This is a genomic window from Sorangium sp. So ce302 (assembly GCF_051530145.1).
In the GTDB taxonomy this organism is placed as follows: Bacteria; Myxococcota_A; Polyangia; order Polyangiales; family Polyangiaceae; genus Sorangium; species Sorangium cellulosum_B.
In genome coordinates, this window is the sequence record NZ_CP150326.1 from 2,614,615 (window position 1) to 2,629,934 (window position 15,320).

General features: G+C 70.1%; 13 protein-coding genes. 8 read left to right on the forward strand and 5 right to left on the reverse strand.

The features are described from left to right. Positions 1-12 precede the first annotated feature (12 nt). From WME73_RS10205 to WME73_RS10220, 4 genes are all read left to right on the forward strand, one after another. Positions 13-318: a DUF6922 domain-containing protein gene (locus tag WME73_RS10205; RefSeq protein WP_437915520.1), complete on the forward strand. Its 306-nt coding sequence runs from the start codon at positions 13-15 to the stop codon at positions 316-318. Continuing rightward, complete coding sequence (locus WME73_RS10210; protein ID WP_437915521.1) at positions 264-911, forward strand: nucleotidyl transferase AbiEii/AbiGii toxin family protein; 648 nt, start codon at positions 264-266, stop codon at positions 909-911. The genes WME73_RS10205 and WME73_RS10210 overlap by 55 nt, the downstream gene beginning before the upstream one ends. 2 nt (positions 912-913) lie before the next feature. Further along, the gene (locus WME73_RS10215; RefSeq protein ID WP_437915522.1) at positions 914-1,264 is read left to right on the forward strand and encodes a hypothetical protein; all 351 of its coding nucleotides are present in this window, start codon (positions 914-916) and stop codon (positions 1,262-1,264) included. Between the two features lie 156 nt (positions 1,265-1,420). Then, positions 1,421-2,815 (forward strand): hypothetical protein, encoded by a 1,395-nt coding sequence (locus tag WME73_RS10220; RefSeq protein ID WP_437915523.1) that lies wholly within the window; start codon positions 1,421-1,423, stop codon positions 2,813-2,815. Positions 2,816-3,032: 217 nt separating this feature from the next. Here WME73_RS10220 and WME73_RS10225 read toward each other — a convergent pair whose 3' ends face one another. After that, positions 3,033-3,452, reverse strand: a complete 420-nt coding sequence (locus WME73_RS10225; protein WP_437915524.1) for a putative metal-binding motif-containing protein — start codon at positions 3,450-3,452, stop codon at positions 3,033-3,035. Positions 3,453-3,691: 239 nt separating this feature from the next. Between WME73_RS10225 and WME73_RS10230 the strand changes: the two genes are divergently transcribed. Together WME73_RS10230 and WME73_RS10235 are read left to right on the forward strand one after the other, a co-directional pair. After that, on the forward strand, positions 3,692-4,933 hold the full coding sequence (locus tag WME73_RS10230) for a radical SAM protein (RefSeq protein ID WP_437915525.1): 1,242 nt from the start codon (positions 3,692-3,694) through the stop codon (positions 4,931-4,933). An 84-nt stretch (positions 4,934-5,017) separates the two neighbouring features. Further along, a complete protein-coding gene (locus WME73_RS10235) occupies positions 5,018-5,773 on the forward strand; it encodes a metallophosphoesterase (RefSeq protein ID WP_437915526.1) in 756 nt (251 codons plus the stop codon). 47 nt (positions 5,774-5,820) lie between these two features. On the opposite strand, the gene WME73_RS10240 is transcribed toward WME73_RS10235, so the two are convergent. Next, positions 5,821-6,606, reverse strand: a complete 786-nt coding sequence (locus WME73_RS10240) for a hypothetical protein (RefSeq protein WP_437915527.1) — start codon at positions 6,604-6,606, stop codon at positions 5,821-5,823. 622 nt (positions 6,607-7,228) lie between these two features. Here WME73_RS10240 and WME73_RS10245 point away from each other — a divergent pair. After that, the gene (locus WME73_RS10245) at positions 7,229-8,569 is read left to right on the forward strand and encodes a glycoside hydrolase family 30 protein (protein ID WP_437915528.1); all 1,341 of its coding nucleotides are present in this window, start codon (positions 7,229-7,231) and stop codon (positions 8,567-8,569) included. A gap of 200 nt (positions 8,570-8,769) precedes the next feature. Then, positions 8,770-12,132, forward strand: coding sequence for a hypothetical protein (locus WME73_RS10250; RefSeq protein ID WP_437915529.1), 3,363 nt, complete (start codon positions 8,770-8,772; stop codon positions 12,130-12,132). 57 nt (positions 12,133-12,189) lie between these two features. Here the strand turns inward: WME73_RS10250 and WME73_RS10255 are convergent, their stop codons facing one another. The 3 genes from WME73_RS10255 to WME73_RS10265 form a co-directional block, all read right to left on the reverse strand. Further along, on the reverse strand, positions 12,190-13,092 hold the full coding sequence (locus WME73_RS10255; RefSeq protein WP_437915530.1) for a sterol desaturase family protein: 903 nt from the start codon (positions 13,090-13,092) through the stop codon (positions 12,190-12,192). A 32-nt stretch (positions 13,093-13,124) separates the two neighbouring features. Further along, positions 13,125-14,219: a 2Fe-2S iron-sulfur cluster-binding protein gene (locus WME73_RS10260; RefSeq protein ID WP_437915531.1), complete on the reverse strand. Its 1,095-nt coding sequence runs from the start codon at positions 14,217-14,219 to the stop codon at positions 13,125-13,127. A gap of 155 nt (positions 14,220-14,374) precedes the next feature. Beyond that, on the reverse strand, positions 14,375-15,295 hold the full coding sequence (locus WME73_RS10265; protein WP_437915532.1) for a LysR family transcriptional regulator: 921 nt from the start codon (positions 15,293-15,295) through the stop codon (positions 14,375-14,377). Between the last annotated feature and the right edge of the window lie 25 nt (positions 15,296-15,320).

A 15,320-nucleotide genomic window follows, 5' to 3' on the forward strand; every position in this document is an offset into this window, starting at 1 on the left:
GTAGACTCGGGCATGGCGAAGGTGCCGGAGAAATTCCGCTGGGTGTTCTGGGACGTCGACGCGAAGGCACTCGATACAGTGACGGGCCAGGACTACATCATCCCGCGAGTTCTCGAGTTCGGTCGGCTGGAGGAGGTGCGCTGGCTCATCCAGACGTACGGAATGAACGGGATTCACCGGTTTTTGCGGGAACTCGGGCACCCCGAATTGAGTGGGCGGACGCTCGCGTTCTGGCGGGCAGTACTAAAAGCGGATGGTGAAGTGTGGGCAAGTTCACCGGATTGGCGAAGGAGCAGAGCCGCGCCTTGGGTCGACTGAAGATCATCCCAGGGATAGAGCGGTTCTATCTGGCCGGGGGGACGGCCGTCGCAGTGCATCTACGCCACCGTCGGTCGCTGGACCTCGACTTGTTCAGCATTTCCGCGGACGTCGATCTGACGATGCTCGCCCAGGCGGTTCGGGTTGTGGTGCCCGATCTGCAGGTGATAAGCATGACCGATGCGGCGTTGCGGGTAATGGTGGGTGGCATCCCAGTGGATATCGTAAGGTATCCTTATGGGCTGCTCGATGCGCCAAAGCCCGGACCGGAAGCGTTTCCCATGGCAGGGGTGCGGGACCTGGCTGCGATGAAGCTTGCCGCGATCGCGCGACGTGGGCTGCGTCGCGATTTCTGGGACCTCTGCGCGCTCGCCGAGGGGGGGCTGCCATTGCGGGACGCTGCGGCGGCGTACGTGGCAAAGTTCGGGGTGTCGGAAGCGGATCTGTACCATGTGCTACGATCGCTGACGTACTTCGAGGACGCGGAGAAAGATCCCGTGTATCCGCGGGGCTTGACCGCGACAAGCTGGGAGCGGATGAAGAGATTCTTTCTGACAGAAGTGCCCAAGTTGCTGATAGATGAGAAGGAATAACAATGGTGACCAGCGATTTGGTTGAATGTCTCTGGTACTACTGGAACCACCGCCGTCAGGCGCTCGTAAGCGGTCACGATGTTGAGTCGTGGTGTAATGCTCCTCGAGACCGGAACGACAAGGAAATGTCGCCCGTGCATCTCGACAAGCGCCGCTATGAAGCGTTCTATGCGTCGCTGGACGCACAGCAAAATGATGCGATCGTGCGGTGGAAAGAAGGGCTCCATCGTAGCGCGGTCGTGTGGTTCTCTCTGTCCCAGCAATCGTGCACGCAGGCATACCAGGCAGCGCAAAATGCCGCGCATGCCAGCTGGATCGAAGGACACGTGCCTCCGCCTCCAGAGGCACCTTGAGTGAGCTGGTATTCCGAAGGCTTGAAATGCGACCCGATACGAGGTGCATGCGCTGAAGCGGAGGCAGGGAACTGCCCAACAAGCCGCTGCTGCCGGCGGCGCTGCGAGCGGCGGGTGACCGACAGGACGATGATCGAGGGACTCGAGCCGGTGTACATGGGAGTGGTTGTCGCCGAGGCGCTCGCCGCGCAGCACATCGAGCGCGACGCCGAAAGCAGCCTCGACGCAGCGCTCGCCCTGGCGACCACGCTGCACACGCCGGGGCAGCGCGAGCGCTACCGGCGTCTGCTCGACTGCGCGATCGAGCAGGCGGATCGTGCGCTGGCCGCCGCCGAGCAGGAGCGCGCCGCCCGCCAGGAACATGAGGTCGCCCCCGGAAGAGAACGAATCTTCGCGACGGCGATGGGCGCCCGTTCGACGCTGGCGAGGGCCCACGCGGCGCGGGCGGCAGACGCGCTCCACGGCGCGGGCCAGCTCTCGTTGAGCGCGCAGCGCGCGCCGACGCGCGACGCCTGCGACGACGGCTGGCGGCGCGTGGAGGCGATCGTGGCCGGCGCAGAGGCCTCGGCCCGCGCGGCCGCGATCAGCGCCTCGGAGCTCGAGGGCGGCTCTCCGCTGTCAAAGGTCGCCCGCGCGGCGCGCGCGGCGGCTCACGAGGCCGATGTCGCCGCCCGCGCGGCGCGCAGGATCATCGAGGAGCGAAACCACGCGTATACATTCCACACCGACGGCGGCTTCTCGTTCGGCGAGGGGTGGTACGTCGCCGCGGCCGCCGTCCTCGCGGGCGCGACGATCCAGGTCGAGCCAGGCAAAGCGGGAACGGCGCAAGCCGAGGCGTTTCTGCGCGTTGCAGGCCTGAGCGATCACCTTCAGGCGTACCGCTCGCGCCCGCGCGCGGTGAAGCAGACCACGGAGATCGTCGCGCGCGCCTTCAAGGCCGATCCGTCCTCCGCCCAGGGGAGACTCCGCGCGGCGTTTCTAGCGGACGCGCCGATTCCGGGATCGGTGATCGCCTGGGTCGATCGCAGGCTCGCGGAAGCGCGGGCGGGGGCGTCATGCCGGAAGAAGGTGCTGCTCTGGATCCGCGAGGGGATCCACCACCCGCACCGCAACACGACGCTCGCCGAGCTCCTGGAGCTGACGGACCTCGTTCAACGTGCGGGGCTCGTGCCTGTGTTGACCGGCGACGCTCTTCGAGACGCACAGGTCCCCGACGGCGCGGTCGACATGACGCTCTTCTGGAAGGACCCCACCTTCCGGCAGCTCGACATGCGCCGGGCGCAGCTGCAGTTCTTCGAGCACTTGAAGCGAACGCACGGCCTCGTCGGCCAGCTCGGCGTCACGACCGCAGGCATGGATGGGCCCGCGCTCATGGGGCTTCCCACGATGTACCTCACCGAGGCGTCGAACGTGCGTATGCGGGAGTGGGTCGGCGCAGTGCCGGGATACCAGGAGATCGTGCGCGAGGGGGGATATCTCGAGCGCGTCCGCCGTGTGTTGTCCGAATGGGCCGCAGCCTCGCAAGGGGACGACGATTCCTTCGGACTGTAGGTGGTTGGGTACTTTGGCCGAAGGTGGGGTCTTTGAGCCGCCAAGACGCCAAAAGACGCCAAGAAAATTTAATAATCTTGGCGTCTTTTGGCGTCTTGGCGGCTCCATCATTTCGGCAAGGTGGGGTAAGTACCCCACCACCGGACTGTAGAGGCAACCCCGGATCCGACCGCTTCAGCAGAATCGTGTCAGAGCACGAGGAGGAGGTCGCCGAGCCTCAGGGGGCGCCGCCGCCTGCCGTGCCGCTGCCGCCCCCGCCGCCGGTGCCGAGCGGGGTGTCGTCGCCGCTGCAGTCCTGATCGATGCTGTCACCTGCCACGTCCGTCGCGCCGGGGTGGATGTCCGGATTGCCGTCGTCGCAGTCCTCCTCGGGCCCGTAGCCCTCGCATGTCGCCTGGTAGCCGTCGCCGTCGCCGTCGGTCGCGGGCTCGTCACACGGGGGCATGCCGTAGCAGGCCATCAGCGTGACAGCCATCATGCCGCCCGACGCCGCCGCGAGCAGCCGGCCCGCGATCCCGTGGCGCGCCTGCGCGCAGGTGACGCGCTCGGCCGTGGGCGTCGCGCCGCAATGCGGGCAGGCGGAAGCGCCGGGAGGCAGGAAACCATCGCAGCAAGGACAAGCGCCGAGGGTGAGCATGAGGATCTCCGCCTTTGGGCCATGGGGCCGAGCCCTGGCGCGCCTCGGAAGGCCGAGCCAGGGAGGTCAAACCGTCCCCTTCTATGGCAAGGCGCCTCGGCGACGTGCAAGGAAAATGAAGGGGAATGGCGCAGCGGCCCGGCGTGCGCGTGCGCAGGTCACCCCATTCACCATCCCCCCCGCGTCGAAAGGGCGCCGGAGAGCAGGAGCTGGCGGCGGAGTTCGCGGTAGGCTCCGGCATGGCGCTGCGCCGTCTCGATGTGGTCCCCGGCGAGTATTACCCGGCGTACGTGGTCTGGGAGCTGACGCTTCGCTGCGATCAGCCCTGCCGGCACTGCGGATCCAGGGCAGGGGCCGCGCGGCCCTCGGAGCTCGGCACCGAGGAGGCGCTGGGCGTGGTGCAGCAGCTCGCGGCGATGGGCGCGCGCGAGGTGGTGCTCATCGGCGGCGAGGCCTACCTGCACGACGGCTTTCTGGAGATCATCGCGGCGCTCAAGGCCGCCGGCGTGCGGCCGACCATGACGACCGGAGGGCGGGGGATCACGGCGGAAATCTCGGCGCAGATGAAGGGGGCCGGCCTGCACAGCGTCTCGGTCAGCGTCGACGGGCTGGAGCGCGCCCACGACCTCATCCGCAAGGCCCCGGGCAGCCACCGGAGCGCGCTCGCGGCGCTCGGGCACCTCCGGGGCGCGGGGCTGCTCACCGCGGCCAACACCAACCTCAACCGGGTGAACCAGGGCGATCTGGAGGCGCTCTACGACCTGCTCCGGGAGCAGGGGATCAAGGCGTGGCAGGTGCAGATCACCGCGGCGCTCGGCCGCGCGGCCGACCGGCCGGCGATGCTGCTCCAGCCCTACGATCTGCTCGACGTGCTCCCGCGCATCGCCGAGCTGAAGCGGCGGGCCTTCCGGGACGGGATCACGGTGATGCCCGGCAACAACCTGGGCTACTTCGGCCCGGAGGAGGCGCTCCTGCGCTCGCTGCGCGAGGGCGGCCGCGACCACTTTCGCGGCTGTCAGGCCGGGAAGCTGGTGCTGGGGATCGAGTCCGACGGCGCGGTGAAGGGCTGCCCGTCGCTCCAGAGCGACGCCTACATGGGCGGCGACCTGCGCGGGCGCGCGCTCCAGGAGATCTGGGACGAGGCGCCGCGGCTCGCGTTCGCGCGGGCGCGCACGGCCGACGATCTCTGGGGCTTCTGCCGGAGCTGCGCGTTCGCGGAGGTGTGCATGGGCGGGTGCACCTTCACGGCGCACGCGCTCTTCGGGCGGCCGGGGAACAACCCGTACTGCCACTTCCGCGCGCGCACGCTGGCCGCGCAGGGCAAGCGCGAGCGCCTCGTGCCCGCCGCGCCGGCCGCGGGGAGGCCGTTCGACAACGGGCTGTTCGAGCTCGTGCTGGAGGATCTCGACGGTCCCGATCCCGGGCGCGATTCCCCGGAGCGGCTGGTCCAGCTCACGCGCAAGCCGCGGCCCTCCAGCTGAGTTTGCTAAGGTTCCGACATGGTCCGACCGGTCACCCGCCGAGCCTTCCTCCACGCCAGCTGTTGCGCTGCAGGGATTGCCGCCGTGGATGGGATCGCCATCGAACCTTCCTGGCTCGATGTCGCCGAGCACGATGTCCCGATCCCCCGGCTCCCGGCCGCGCTTCAGGGGTTTCGGATCGCTCACCTCTCTGACATCCACCTGCGCGCGCTGGGCCGTGTCCACGAGAAGGCCATCGACGCCATCCGCGGGCTGGCGCCTGATCTCGTCGTGCTGACCGGCGACTCGATCGAGGGCGAGGGCTCGCTCGGCGTGCTGGAGGAGTTCTGCCGCAGCCTCGCCGCGCCGGGGCGTGAGGTACTCGCCACCGTCGGCAACTGGGAACACTGGGGGCACGTCCCCTTGCAAAGGCTGAGCGAGGTGTACGCGCGCGCCGGAGCCAGGCTCCTCGGGAACGAGTCGGTGCTGCTGAAGCGCGGCGTCTCCATCGTCGCGACGGACGATTTTTGCAGCGGGAACGCCGACCTGCGAGCCGCCCTGGCGAGGGTGCCGTCCGCTCCGGTTCGGCTCTTTCTCACGCACGCGCCCGGCGTCTTCGAGACGCTCCCTCCCGGCGCGCCGCGCTTCGATCTGGGCCTCGCGGGGCATACGCATGGAGGACAGATCCGAGCGCTCGGAACGCCGGTGTGGGTTCCGCCTGGATCGGGCCGATTTCGCTCGGGTATGTACGACACGGCCCATGGCAGGGTGTACGTGAGCCGCGGTGTCGGCACAAGCGTCCTTCCTGTGCGGTTCACCTGTCGGCCAGAGCTCCCCGTGTACCGGCTGATCGCCGGGTGACGCCCTGCCCGACGATGGATGGCCGGGGGTGAACCGCCCGGAGGCCGTCAGTCGCGCTTCGGTTCTGCGGAGAGCGCGTCCAGGCGGCACACGACTGACAGAGAGAGCCCCACCTCCAGCAGCGAGATGGGCCGCTGCTCGATGGCCCCCGGCGGCGCGCAGTCCACCAGCAGGAGCGGCGCCGACGCCGCCTGCGCCGCCTCCGCGAACGATCGCGCCCTCCGGAGCCATTGCTCGGTCAGCTGCGCGCGGTGCCCCTCCGGCTCCTTCACCTCGGCCCGAGGCTGCCCGAAGGTGGCCCCGCGCCGCCCGTCCTTCGCAGCCTGCACCGCGGCGCTCACCTCGCGCCTGATCTGCGCCATGGCTGCGGCCAGCCGGCTCCTCGCCCAGAAGTCGAGCTCTGGGGCGAGGCGCACCTCGATCACGCCGTCGACAGCGGCCGATACGGCGTCGCCCTCGCTCTCCGCCTTCTCGGTGAAGACCGTGCTGAACGACGCGCCCAGCATCCTCACCGTGGATGCGCCGCCGGTCGCCTCCTTGAACTGCCGCTCCAGGTTCTCCACCGCGGCCTGCGCCGCGGTGAGGGCGCGCTGCGGATCGGTGTCGGTCTCCTGCAGCGCGAAGCCAAGGACGAGCACGTCGGGGCGGACGACCAGATCGGCCTGGACCGAAGCCCGACTGGGCAACGCGGGCGCGGACGGCATGCTGGGCATGCTCGCCGACGTGGAGCCCAGGCTCGTCGCGTAGGAGGGGGAGAGGGCCGCGCCGGGCGCCGCCCCGGATGCGCCCCCGCAGCCGGCCAGGAGGGCGAGGGCGAAAACCGCGGTTCGCATCGGGGGCCGACGCTAACACGCGCATCGAAGCCCAGCAATCGTACGGCCGGGTTGGATCTGCTGTGCACGATCTGGAACGCGTGCCGCCGTGCCATCCGCGACGTCGACGCGGACCTTCGGCACGGGAGGCGTGACGCGAGCGCATGGCGCGTGCGTGCGCCGGGTCATCGACGTGGAGCTTGCCGCCTTTTATCCCACCCGCCCGATCACCGTGGGGCCTTCTGGGCATATAGGACGGCCACTTTCTGACGCCTGCTGCAGGCACCGCCAAGGGGTTGCACCCCTGGGATGGAGGATTTTTGTGATGAACAGGGCACGAGCTTCGACCGCCGGCATATTGCTCGCGTTTCTCTTGGTGGGTTGCGGTTCTTCGAGCGGCCCGGAAGAACCCGAGAGCTCGGGCGGCCCGGGTGCGGGTGCGGGTGCGGGGAGTAGCGCGAGCGGGAGCGGGAACGGGAGCGGGAGCGGAAACGCGAGCGGGAGCGGAAACGCGAGCGGGAGCGGGACGACAGGCAGCGGCGCGGGGACGGGCGGCTCGACCGGTTCGGACGGTGCGGGCGGCGATCCGAGCGGAGACGGCGGCGGCGGCTCGTCTCCCGGTACCGGCGGTGGTGAGCCCGGCGTGGTCGAGCCCACGTTGATCACCTCGGGCGCGAACGAGTACTGGAAGATCGGGACGCCGACGGAGGTGACGAGCGGCAATGCCGACGTGACCGTCGACGACGCGGCAACGCAGCAGCGATGGGATGGCTTCGGCGGCTCCTTCAACGAGATGGGATGGAACATGCTCTCGATGCTCAGCGAGGCTGAGCGGCAGCGAGCCATCAAGCTTCTCTTCGACAAGAACGAGGGCGCAGGGTTCGCCTACGGGCGCATCCCCATGGGGGCCAGCGACTATGCGATGGACCGCTATAGCCTCAACGAGAAGAAAGATGATTTCACGATGGAGAGCTTCTCCATCGCGCGGGACAAGGAGAAATTGATCCCGTACATCAAGGCGGCGCTCGCCGTCAGGCCCGGCCTCCACCTCTGGGCCAGCCCCTGGACGCCCCCCACCTGGATGAAGAGCAACGGCGCCTTCGATGGTGGCAAGATGAAGGACGACGCGAACACCCTGAAGGCGTATGCCCTGTACTTCGCGAAGTTCGTGGAGGCCTACGCCGCAGAGGGCATGACCATCGAGGCGGTCCACCCCCAGAACGAGCCGACCTACGAGACGAGGTATCCGAGCTGCGCCTGGACGGGGGCGCTCATGGCCAAGTTCATCGGCACCTACCTGGGGCCGCTGTTCGAAGGGCGCGGGATCAAGGCTCAGATCTTCCTCGGCACGATGTCCAACGACGCGGCAGACCCGGGGATCCTCAGCGCCGTGACCGGCGATGCCACCGCGATGAAGTACGTCAAGGGCTTCGGGCTGCAGTGGAACATGCGGGGCAGCGCCGCCGGCTTGAAATCGCGCAATCTGCCGATCGTGCAAACGGAGCACCAGTGCGGCAACTACAACTGGAACCCTCCGGGTGTGCCGCCGTTCAACCCGAACACGGCAGCGAACGATCACGCCTACGGGCAGGAGAGCTGGGGGCTCATCCGCGACTGGATCAAGGCCGGGGTGAACTCGTACAACGCCTGGAACATGGTGCTGGACCCGGTGGGGAAGAACATCGACTCGCAGCGGCCGTGGCCCCAGAACGCGCTCCTCAACGTGGATCCAGACACGAAGGAGCTGATTCTGACCCCTGCCTACCACGTCTTCCGGCACATCTCGCAATACGTCGATCCCGGAGCGATGCGCGTCAACACGACCGGCGGTGATGCGCTGGCCTTCAAGAACCCTGACGGCAGCATCGTCACGGTCATGTACAACTCCGGCAATGCCGCCAAGATGACCACCCTCAGCGTGGCCGGCAAGAAGCTCCAGTTCAGCGTTCCTGCCCGCGGATGGGCCACCGTCAACTGGAAGTGAGGCGCGCGCGACCCGACCCGGGTCGACCCATCGCGGCCTGAACCTGTCGAGAGCCTCCCGGGAGAGATGAAACTCAAACCGGAGGGTGTCGACAGCCTTCCGGGAGAGATGAAACCTGAACCGGAGGGTGTCGACGCTCCGGAGCGTCGCCGCGCTCGGCCTTGCGAGCCTCCGGCCCCGGGGCGCTATGATCGCCCTCCATGGATGCCGCTTCCTTCCTCGCCGACATCGAGCCGCTCACCCATTACGACCGCGTCCGCCGCGTCGTGGAGCTGGGCCGCGCCGCCGCGCGCGGCGACGCCGGCGCGCGGGCCCTCCTTGGCGCGCTCTCGGGCAGCGCCCAGCCCTACGAGCGCCTCCTCGCGCTGATGAGCGCCTACGGCTCGGGCGACGGCGCGCGCGTCGTCGCGGCCGTCTCCGACCCGTCCCGCACCGTGCGGCGGCGCGCGGGCCGCATGGTCGCCCGCTTCTGCGACGACACGCAGGCGCTCGCGGCGCTCGGCGCCCTCCTCGAGCGGCGCACCCTCCGGCGCACCGTCGCCCAGCTCGCGCGGCGCAAGCGCCAGGCCGCCGTGGACGCCTTCCTCGGCGCGCGCATGCAGGCGGGGCGCGATCCCCTGATCGTGGATCTGCTCCCGTTCGGCTCCGAGGCGCTCGTGTCGGCGCACCGGCGCGCCATCGACGAGGCGGGCGGCCCGAGCTGCCTCGATCGGCTCGGCGTGAGGCACCCCGCGGCCGCGGCGCGCTGGTTCGGGGAGGCGATCGCCCGCTCCCCGTCCCTCGACGTTCGCCTGCGCTACCGCCTCGCGCCGCTGCTCGTCCCGCTCGCCCGGCGCGCGCCCGACGCGGCGCTGCCGCTGATCCAGGCCCTCTTCGAGCGCGGCGAGGAGCCCTCGTTCCTCGCCGGCTCCCTGCACCTCCTGGCCCGATCGCGCCCGGCCGCCACGTTCGACCTCCTCAAGGCGCGCCACGAGAGCGGGCGACCCGCGCGGCCGCCCGGCGCCTTCGCGGTGGTGCGCTTCGACAAGGGCGCGCCCGCCCTCGGCGCCGAGCGCCTCGATTACCTCATCCGCCACGCCTGGGGCGCGCTGAGCGACGGCAAGCAGGGCCCGCGGTGGTTCCTGCGGCTCGGCCCCGACGACCAGAAGGCCGTCCTCCGGGCCTTCCTGCTCGGAGGGCGCGGGGGCTTCGGCGCCTTCCTGTTCCGCTACGTGAAGGCCGATTCGGCCGAGGAGCAGGCGATCCGGGAGCGGGCCTTCGAGCGCTGGTCCTGCGCGGCGCAGGCCGCCGACGGCTCGATCGCGCCCGAGGTGCTCGACGCGCTGCCCCGCGACCTGCGCGAGCGCGAGGCGAGGCGGCACCTCTCGAGCTGCCCGTCGCTCGTCTCGAAGCCGGAGCGGCGGATGAGCTACGCGCGCCTTCTGTCCTTCGCCGAGGCCAGGGAGGCGCTCGCGCCGCTCCTCGGGCACCCGGAGGGCGACGAGCGGGCGAAGGCGCAGGCGCTGCTCCTCGCGAGCGTCCTGCACGACCGGGGCGCGCTCGCGGACGCGCTCGCGAACGTGCGCGCCCGCAAGTTCGAGCAGGATCCGGTGCGGCGGGCGATGATCGGCGCCCTCGCCGCGCTGCCGCTCGGCCGGTTCGCGCAGGAGCACCTGGAGGCCGTGGGCGCCGTGGCGCAGGACGCGCTCGACGCCGCGGATCTGTCCCACGCCACGGCCTCGGCCGTGGAGCGGCTCGTGGTCCGCCTGTTCCGCATCGACGGGGCGTGGGGGGCGCGCTGGATCGCGAAGATCCTCGCGGTGCGCGGCTCGGTCTCGACCGCGGGGCTAGGGGAGGGGCTGACCCGCGCGGAGGCCGAGCGGCTCAGCCCGGCGCTCGCGCAGCTCGCGGGCGCGTGGTGCACGGGTGAGCGGGCAGGGGCGGTGCTCTCGCTCGCGCAGAGCCTCGGCATCCGCCTCAAGGTGGTCACGCCGCTGCTCGAGGCGCTCGAGCGGCTGTCCCGCGAGCTCCCGTTCGCCGGCGTCGCGGCGGGCGCGCTCGGCCTGCTGCGCGCCCACGACAGGCCGCGGTTCGCGCGGCTCGTGCCCGCGCTGCTGCGCGAGGACAGGAGCTTCGTGCTGATCGGCGCCGTCGCCCGGCACGTGAGCCAGAAGCGCCAGGATCTCCTGGACCCCCTGCTGGACCGTGGGCAGCCCATGACCGGCAGGTTCGCGACGGGCAAGACGCGCTGGGTGCTCGATTTCGGCGGGGGCCACGGCCGCTGGACGGCGAGGCAGCAGGAAAAGTACGCCGCCGGCCTCCGCGCGGTGCTCGGCGACGAGACCAGCGACGTCCCCACGCTGCGGTTCGCGCTCTCCACGCTGGTCCGGCTCGCGTACGTCGACGCGTCGGCGATCACCCCGTTCGCCTCGGATCCGAGGCCGCCCCTTCGCGAGATGGCCATCCGGGGCCTGCCGTGGCTCGACGCAGGCCAGGGCGTCCCCGTCCTGATCGAGTGCCTGGGCGACGATCGCGCGCGCTGGGCGATCTACGCGCTCCGGAAGGCGTTCGCGGAGATGTCCCGGGAGCGGGTGCTCGCCGAGCTCCGGGCGGTGCCGACAACGAAGGTGACCGTGGCCAAGGAGGTCGTGCGCCTGCTCGGCGAGCTGGGCGGCGACGACGCCTACCGGGACCTGCTCCGGCTGGACGGCCCGAAGACGCACCGTGACGTGCGGATCGCGCTGCTCCGGGCGCTCTGGGACCACCTGGACAAGCCCGAGACCTGGGACGTCTTCGGCCGCGCCGCGCGGGATCCCGACTGGATCGTGGCCTCGAAGCTCGCGGACGTCCCGCTCGGCAGGCTGTCGACCGAGGCCGAGCGGCGCGTGGTGGACCTGCTCGCCGCGATCCTCGGGCGGGCAGAGCCGGAGGCGCGGCTCGACCTGCTGCGGCGCGCCGCGCACCTGCCGCTCCGGGACGAGGCGCGAGCGCTCTTCCGCCGGCTGCTCGAGCACATGGCCGCGCCTGCGCCCGAGGAGGCGGCGGAGGCGCTGTCCGCGGCGCTCGCCAGGATGCAGCCGGGGGAGGTCGCGATCGTCGTCCAGCGGCTCGCGGAGCTCTCGCCGAGGCGCCGGCACCTCGTGGCGTTCCTGCCCGCGCTCTCGGCGCGGCTCGGCTCGTACGCCGCGAAGCACCACGTCGCCGTCGGCGAGGGGCTGCTCGCCGCGCTCAAGGCGGACGCTCTGGCCGTGCCCCAGTACCTGGGGCTCGCGGCGCGCCTCCTTCCCTGGAAGGCGCTCGGGCAGGCGCTCGCGGAGCTCGGCCGGCGGGACCTCCTGCACCACGACGCGATGGTCGCGGCGATGTCCGCGGTGCACGGCTGCGTCCACCCGTCGCAGCTCGAGCAGGAGCTCCGGGCGAGCCCCGATCCGCGGCTGCGCCGGCTCGCGCTGGAGGCGCTCGTGCAGGCGGCGTCGCCGAAGAACGGCTGGACGGCGGAGCGGCGTGAGCTGCTGGCAGAGCGCTACCGGAAGGACCCGTCCCCCGCCGTGGCGGGGCCGGCGTCGTTCGTCATGCCGCCGTGAGGGGCGCTCGCTGCGCGGCCGTGAGGATGCGCGCGGCGGGCGAGCGCCTGGCAGGGCTCATCGCACGACGACAGCGCGGCCATCGACCGTGGTAATCACCGCCTCCGCCATGGCGAGGTCGGCTGTCGGCGATGTCTGTTCGATCGGGCGGCGACGATCCGCCCTCTCGTCCTTCGTCGAGCGCACGAACGGCCAGAAGAGCTGCTCGGCCCACGGCTCGACCGGCGCGCCCTCGGGCAGCCCGAAGCCCTCCTGGCGCGCGTGCGGGGTCATCAGCGTGCCATGGAGCCAATCGAAGCAGACGAGGGCGGCGCCATAGTTCTTCATGGCATTGCCGAAGCGGCCGACCCCGTGGTGGACCTGGTGCGTGTCGGGAAGCGAGATGACGCGCTCGAGCACCCACATGACAGGGCGCGTGAAGCGGTTTTGCTGGAGAGGTATATCCCAGCGGAGATCGCAGTGCTCTATCATCCCGATCAGGGTCCTGAAGGCCGAGCCAGCCATAAAGGCAGCAGGATGGCCGAACCAGACGACGGCCGGGGCCAGCCACGCGGTTGGCAACAGCAGAAACAATAACCAGTTTTCCCGGTACGTGACGGAGATATTCAGGTTGCGCGGCACGTGATGCGGTTTGTGGAGACGCCAGAGCCACGGCCATTCATGGCTCTTGCGGTGCAGCCAGTATGACCCGTATTCGTCGAGGAGCACGTAGAGCGGTAAGGCGAGCCAGAAGCTCACGCCCGCGAGCGCGCCCTCGGAGCGCGGCCAAAGAGCTCCGAGCGCCCAGATCACGGCGCCGGAGGATACGCCGCGTATCAGGAGGGAGGAGGCGAGGGAGAGGAGATTCGCGCCGATCTCCCGCATGGTGAGCACGCCGGGGCGCCGGTACAGGCCGAACGCGAACTCAATGGCGGCAAAAAGGGCCATGAAACCGAGTACAATCAACGTGCTTTTGAGCATGGTAACTCGCCTTTCGTGCGTCGTGGCCCGGATCAGGGCGTCAGAGAGGCGACGAGAGCGACCGAGCCACGGTCCAAAAATCTGTCGTAATGCAGGTGCTCCGGAGGGATCCTGCCGCGCAGCAAGTCGAGCGCGGCGTCGATCATCCCGGGCGGGCCGCACAGGTAGGCCGCGCACTCGTCGAGGCTCGCGGCGACCTTGCGGAGGTAGTCGGTGACGTGCCCGTCCCGCCCCGTCCAACGTGAGCCTTCGGGCTCTTGCGAGAGCACAGGCACGAAGGCAAACCGCCCTCGCCATCGCTCCCTGATCGAGGCGATGGCATCGAGCGCGTAAAGGTCCTTTTGGGTGCGCGCGCCGACGACCAGCGTCACGTCGCGGCCAAGCCCGTCCGAGATCGCTTGCTCGAGGATCGCCTTGATCGGCGCGAGGCCGGTGCCTCCTGCCACGCAAAGGAGCGGCCGCCCGGCCTCGTGGTAGCGGAAGCCGCCGTGTGGCCCCGAGAAGCGGATGCGCGCGCCCGTGCGATCGGCCCCGAAGAGCCAATCGGTGAAGGCGCCGCCCGGCACGTGGCGGATATGAAAGAGCGCCCTGCGCGGCGAGGCCCGAGCCGGTGCTTCGGCGAACGAGTAGCAGCGCGGCTCGTCGAGCCCCGGGACGCCGGGCACGGTGAGCTGTGCGTACTGCCCAGCCACGTAGCGGACCTCCGCGGCGAGGTCCACCTCGAGCGCGAGGACGCTGGGCGCGAGGGGCGTCACGCGCGCGACGCTCGCGTCGAGCTGCACCGGCGCCGGACCCGTCGAGCGCCCGCGGCCCGTTCCCGGGACCTCGACCGCCACGTCCTCCGACACGGCCAGGCTCTGGCAGGCGAGGACGAAGCCGGCAGAGAGCTCCTCGGGCGCGACGTGGCGCGAGATATCGCTCTTGAGGCGGATATGCCCCCTGATGAGGCGACACTTGCAGGTGCCGCACTCGCCCACGTTGCACATGTGTGGAAATGAAATGTTCCCGCGCACGGCTGCGCTGAGCAGCGTTTCCCCGGCCTCGATACGGGCCGCGCGATCGCTGCCCAGGACATGGAGTGTGCCGGCTCGACCGCTCGTCCGACCGCCGAATGAGATAGCCTTCACGATGTTATGCTTCCTTCTCGTACGCGGCTTCATGGTGGCGGCCCCCCGAAAAGCCCAATCAAGAAATGGTATGAGGCAGATTACCGGCGTGGATATTCCGCCGAATCCACGGCCGCCCGTCTCTTTCCCGGCCGAGCGCGCCCGCCTGGGACGCGTCAGATGCGGCTGCAGAGCTCGATGAGGGATCGCCGAAGCCACTCGTGGGCCGGGTCGCCGTCCTGACAGGCATGCCACATCATGAACAGCGGGATCGGCTGGACGGGGAGCGGACAGCTCACAACCCGCACGGGGAAGTGCTGCTCGAACAGCCGCGCCAGGGGGAGCGGCAACGTGCAGACGAGGTTCGATTGCGAGACGATGAACGGCATCGAGAGATAGCGGGGGACCTGCACCCGCACGCGCCGCGATCGCCCAACGACGGCCTGAATTTGCTCTGCCAGGTTGGTCTGGCCCTCGCGCGGCTCGATGATCACATGCTCGAGCGCCATGTACTCGTCGAGGGTCAGCGATGGTCCCACGGTCGGATGATCCTGGCGCACTAGGGGGACGAACTCGAGGTCGAGCACGCGCGTTCGCCGGAACTCCTCGCCCGGGATGGCGATGTGATCCAGGACGAGCTCGACCTGGCCGAGCCGCATTTCGTTTTGCAGCGAGGCGCCGGGATCGCGACAGAGATCGAGCCGGACGCGGGCGCCGAGCTGCTCGAGCCACTGCAGAAAACGAGGCAGGAGGACGGCCTCTCCGAGGTCGCTGATCCCCAGCCTGAAGGTGTGGCTCGCCGTGCAATCGAAGGCGTCGGTGTGGCCGAGTGAGGCATGGATCAGGTCGAGCGCCCTGCGGATCGGGCCGGCGAGCGCGAGGGCGCGCGGCGTCGGGGCCATCTCCTTGCCGCGACGCACGAAGAGATCGTCGTCGAACAGGAGCCGCAGCCGGCCGAGGGCGCTGCTCACGGCCGGCTGCGTCATGCCGAGTCGCTCGGCCGCTCGCGTCACGTTGCGCTCGGTGAGCACGACGTCCAGCACCGTGAGCAGGTTCAGGTCCACGGCGCGCAGGCGCGGCAGCGGCGGTGCGTTCATGAGGGAAAGGGTAGCGCCGCCCCGA

What these genes read in the sequence shown, in the direction of transcription:
- WME73_RS10220 (WP_437915523.1), top strand. Translation starts at nt 1,421, where the DNA reads ATGGGAGTGGTTGTCGCCGAGGCGCTCGCCGCGCAGCACATCGAGCGC.
- WME73_RS10230 (WP_437915525.1), top strand. Translation starts at nt 3,692, where the DNA reads ATGGCGCTGCGCCGTCTCGATGTGGTCCCCGGCGAGTATTACCCGGCG.
- WME73_RS10215 (WP_437915522.1), top strand. Translation starts at nt 914, where the DNA reads ATGGTGACCAGCGATTTGGTTGAATGTCTCTGGTACTACTGGAACCAC.
- WME73_RS10265 (WP_437915532.1), bottom strand. Translation starts at nt 15,295, where the DNA reads ATGAACGCACCGCCGCTGCCGCGCCTGCGCGCCGTGGACCTGAACCTG.
- WME73_RS10255 (WP_437915530.1), bottom strand. Translation starts at nt 13,092, where the DNA reads ATGCTCAAAAGCACGTTGATTGTACTCGGTTTCATGGCCCTTTTTGCC.
- WME73_RS10250 (WP_437915529.1), top strand. Translation starts at nt 8,770, where the DNA reads ATGGATGCCGCTTCCTTCCTCGCCGACATCGAGCCGCTCACCCATTAC.
- WME73_RS10225 (WP_437915524.1), bottom strand. Translation starts at nt 3,452, where the DNA reads ATGCTCACCCTCGGCGCTTGTCCTTGCTGCGATGGTTTCCTGCCTCCC.
- WME73_RS10240 (WP_437915527.1), bottom strand. Translation starts at nt 6,606, where the DNA reads ATGCGAACCGCGGTTTTCGCCCTCGCCCTCCTGGCCGGCTGCGGGGGC.
- WME73_RS10205 (WP_437915520.1), top strand. Translation starts at nt 13, where the DNA reads ATGGCGAAGGTGCCGGAGAAATTCCGCTGGGTGTTCTGGGACGTCGAC.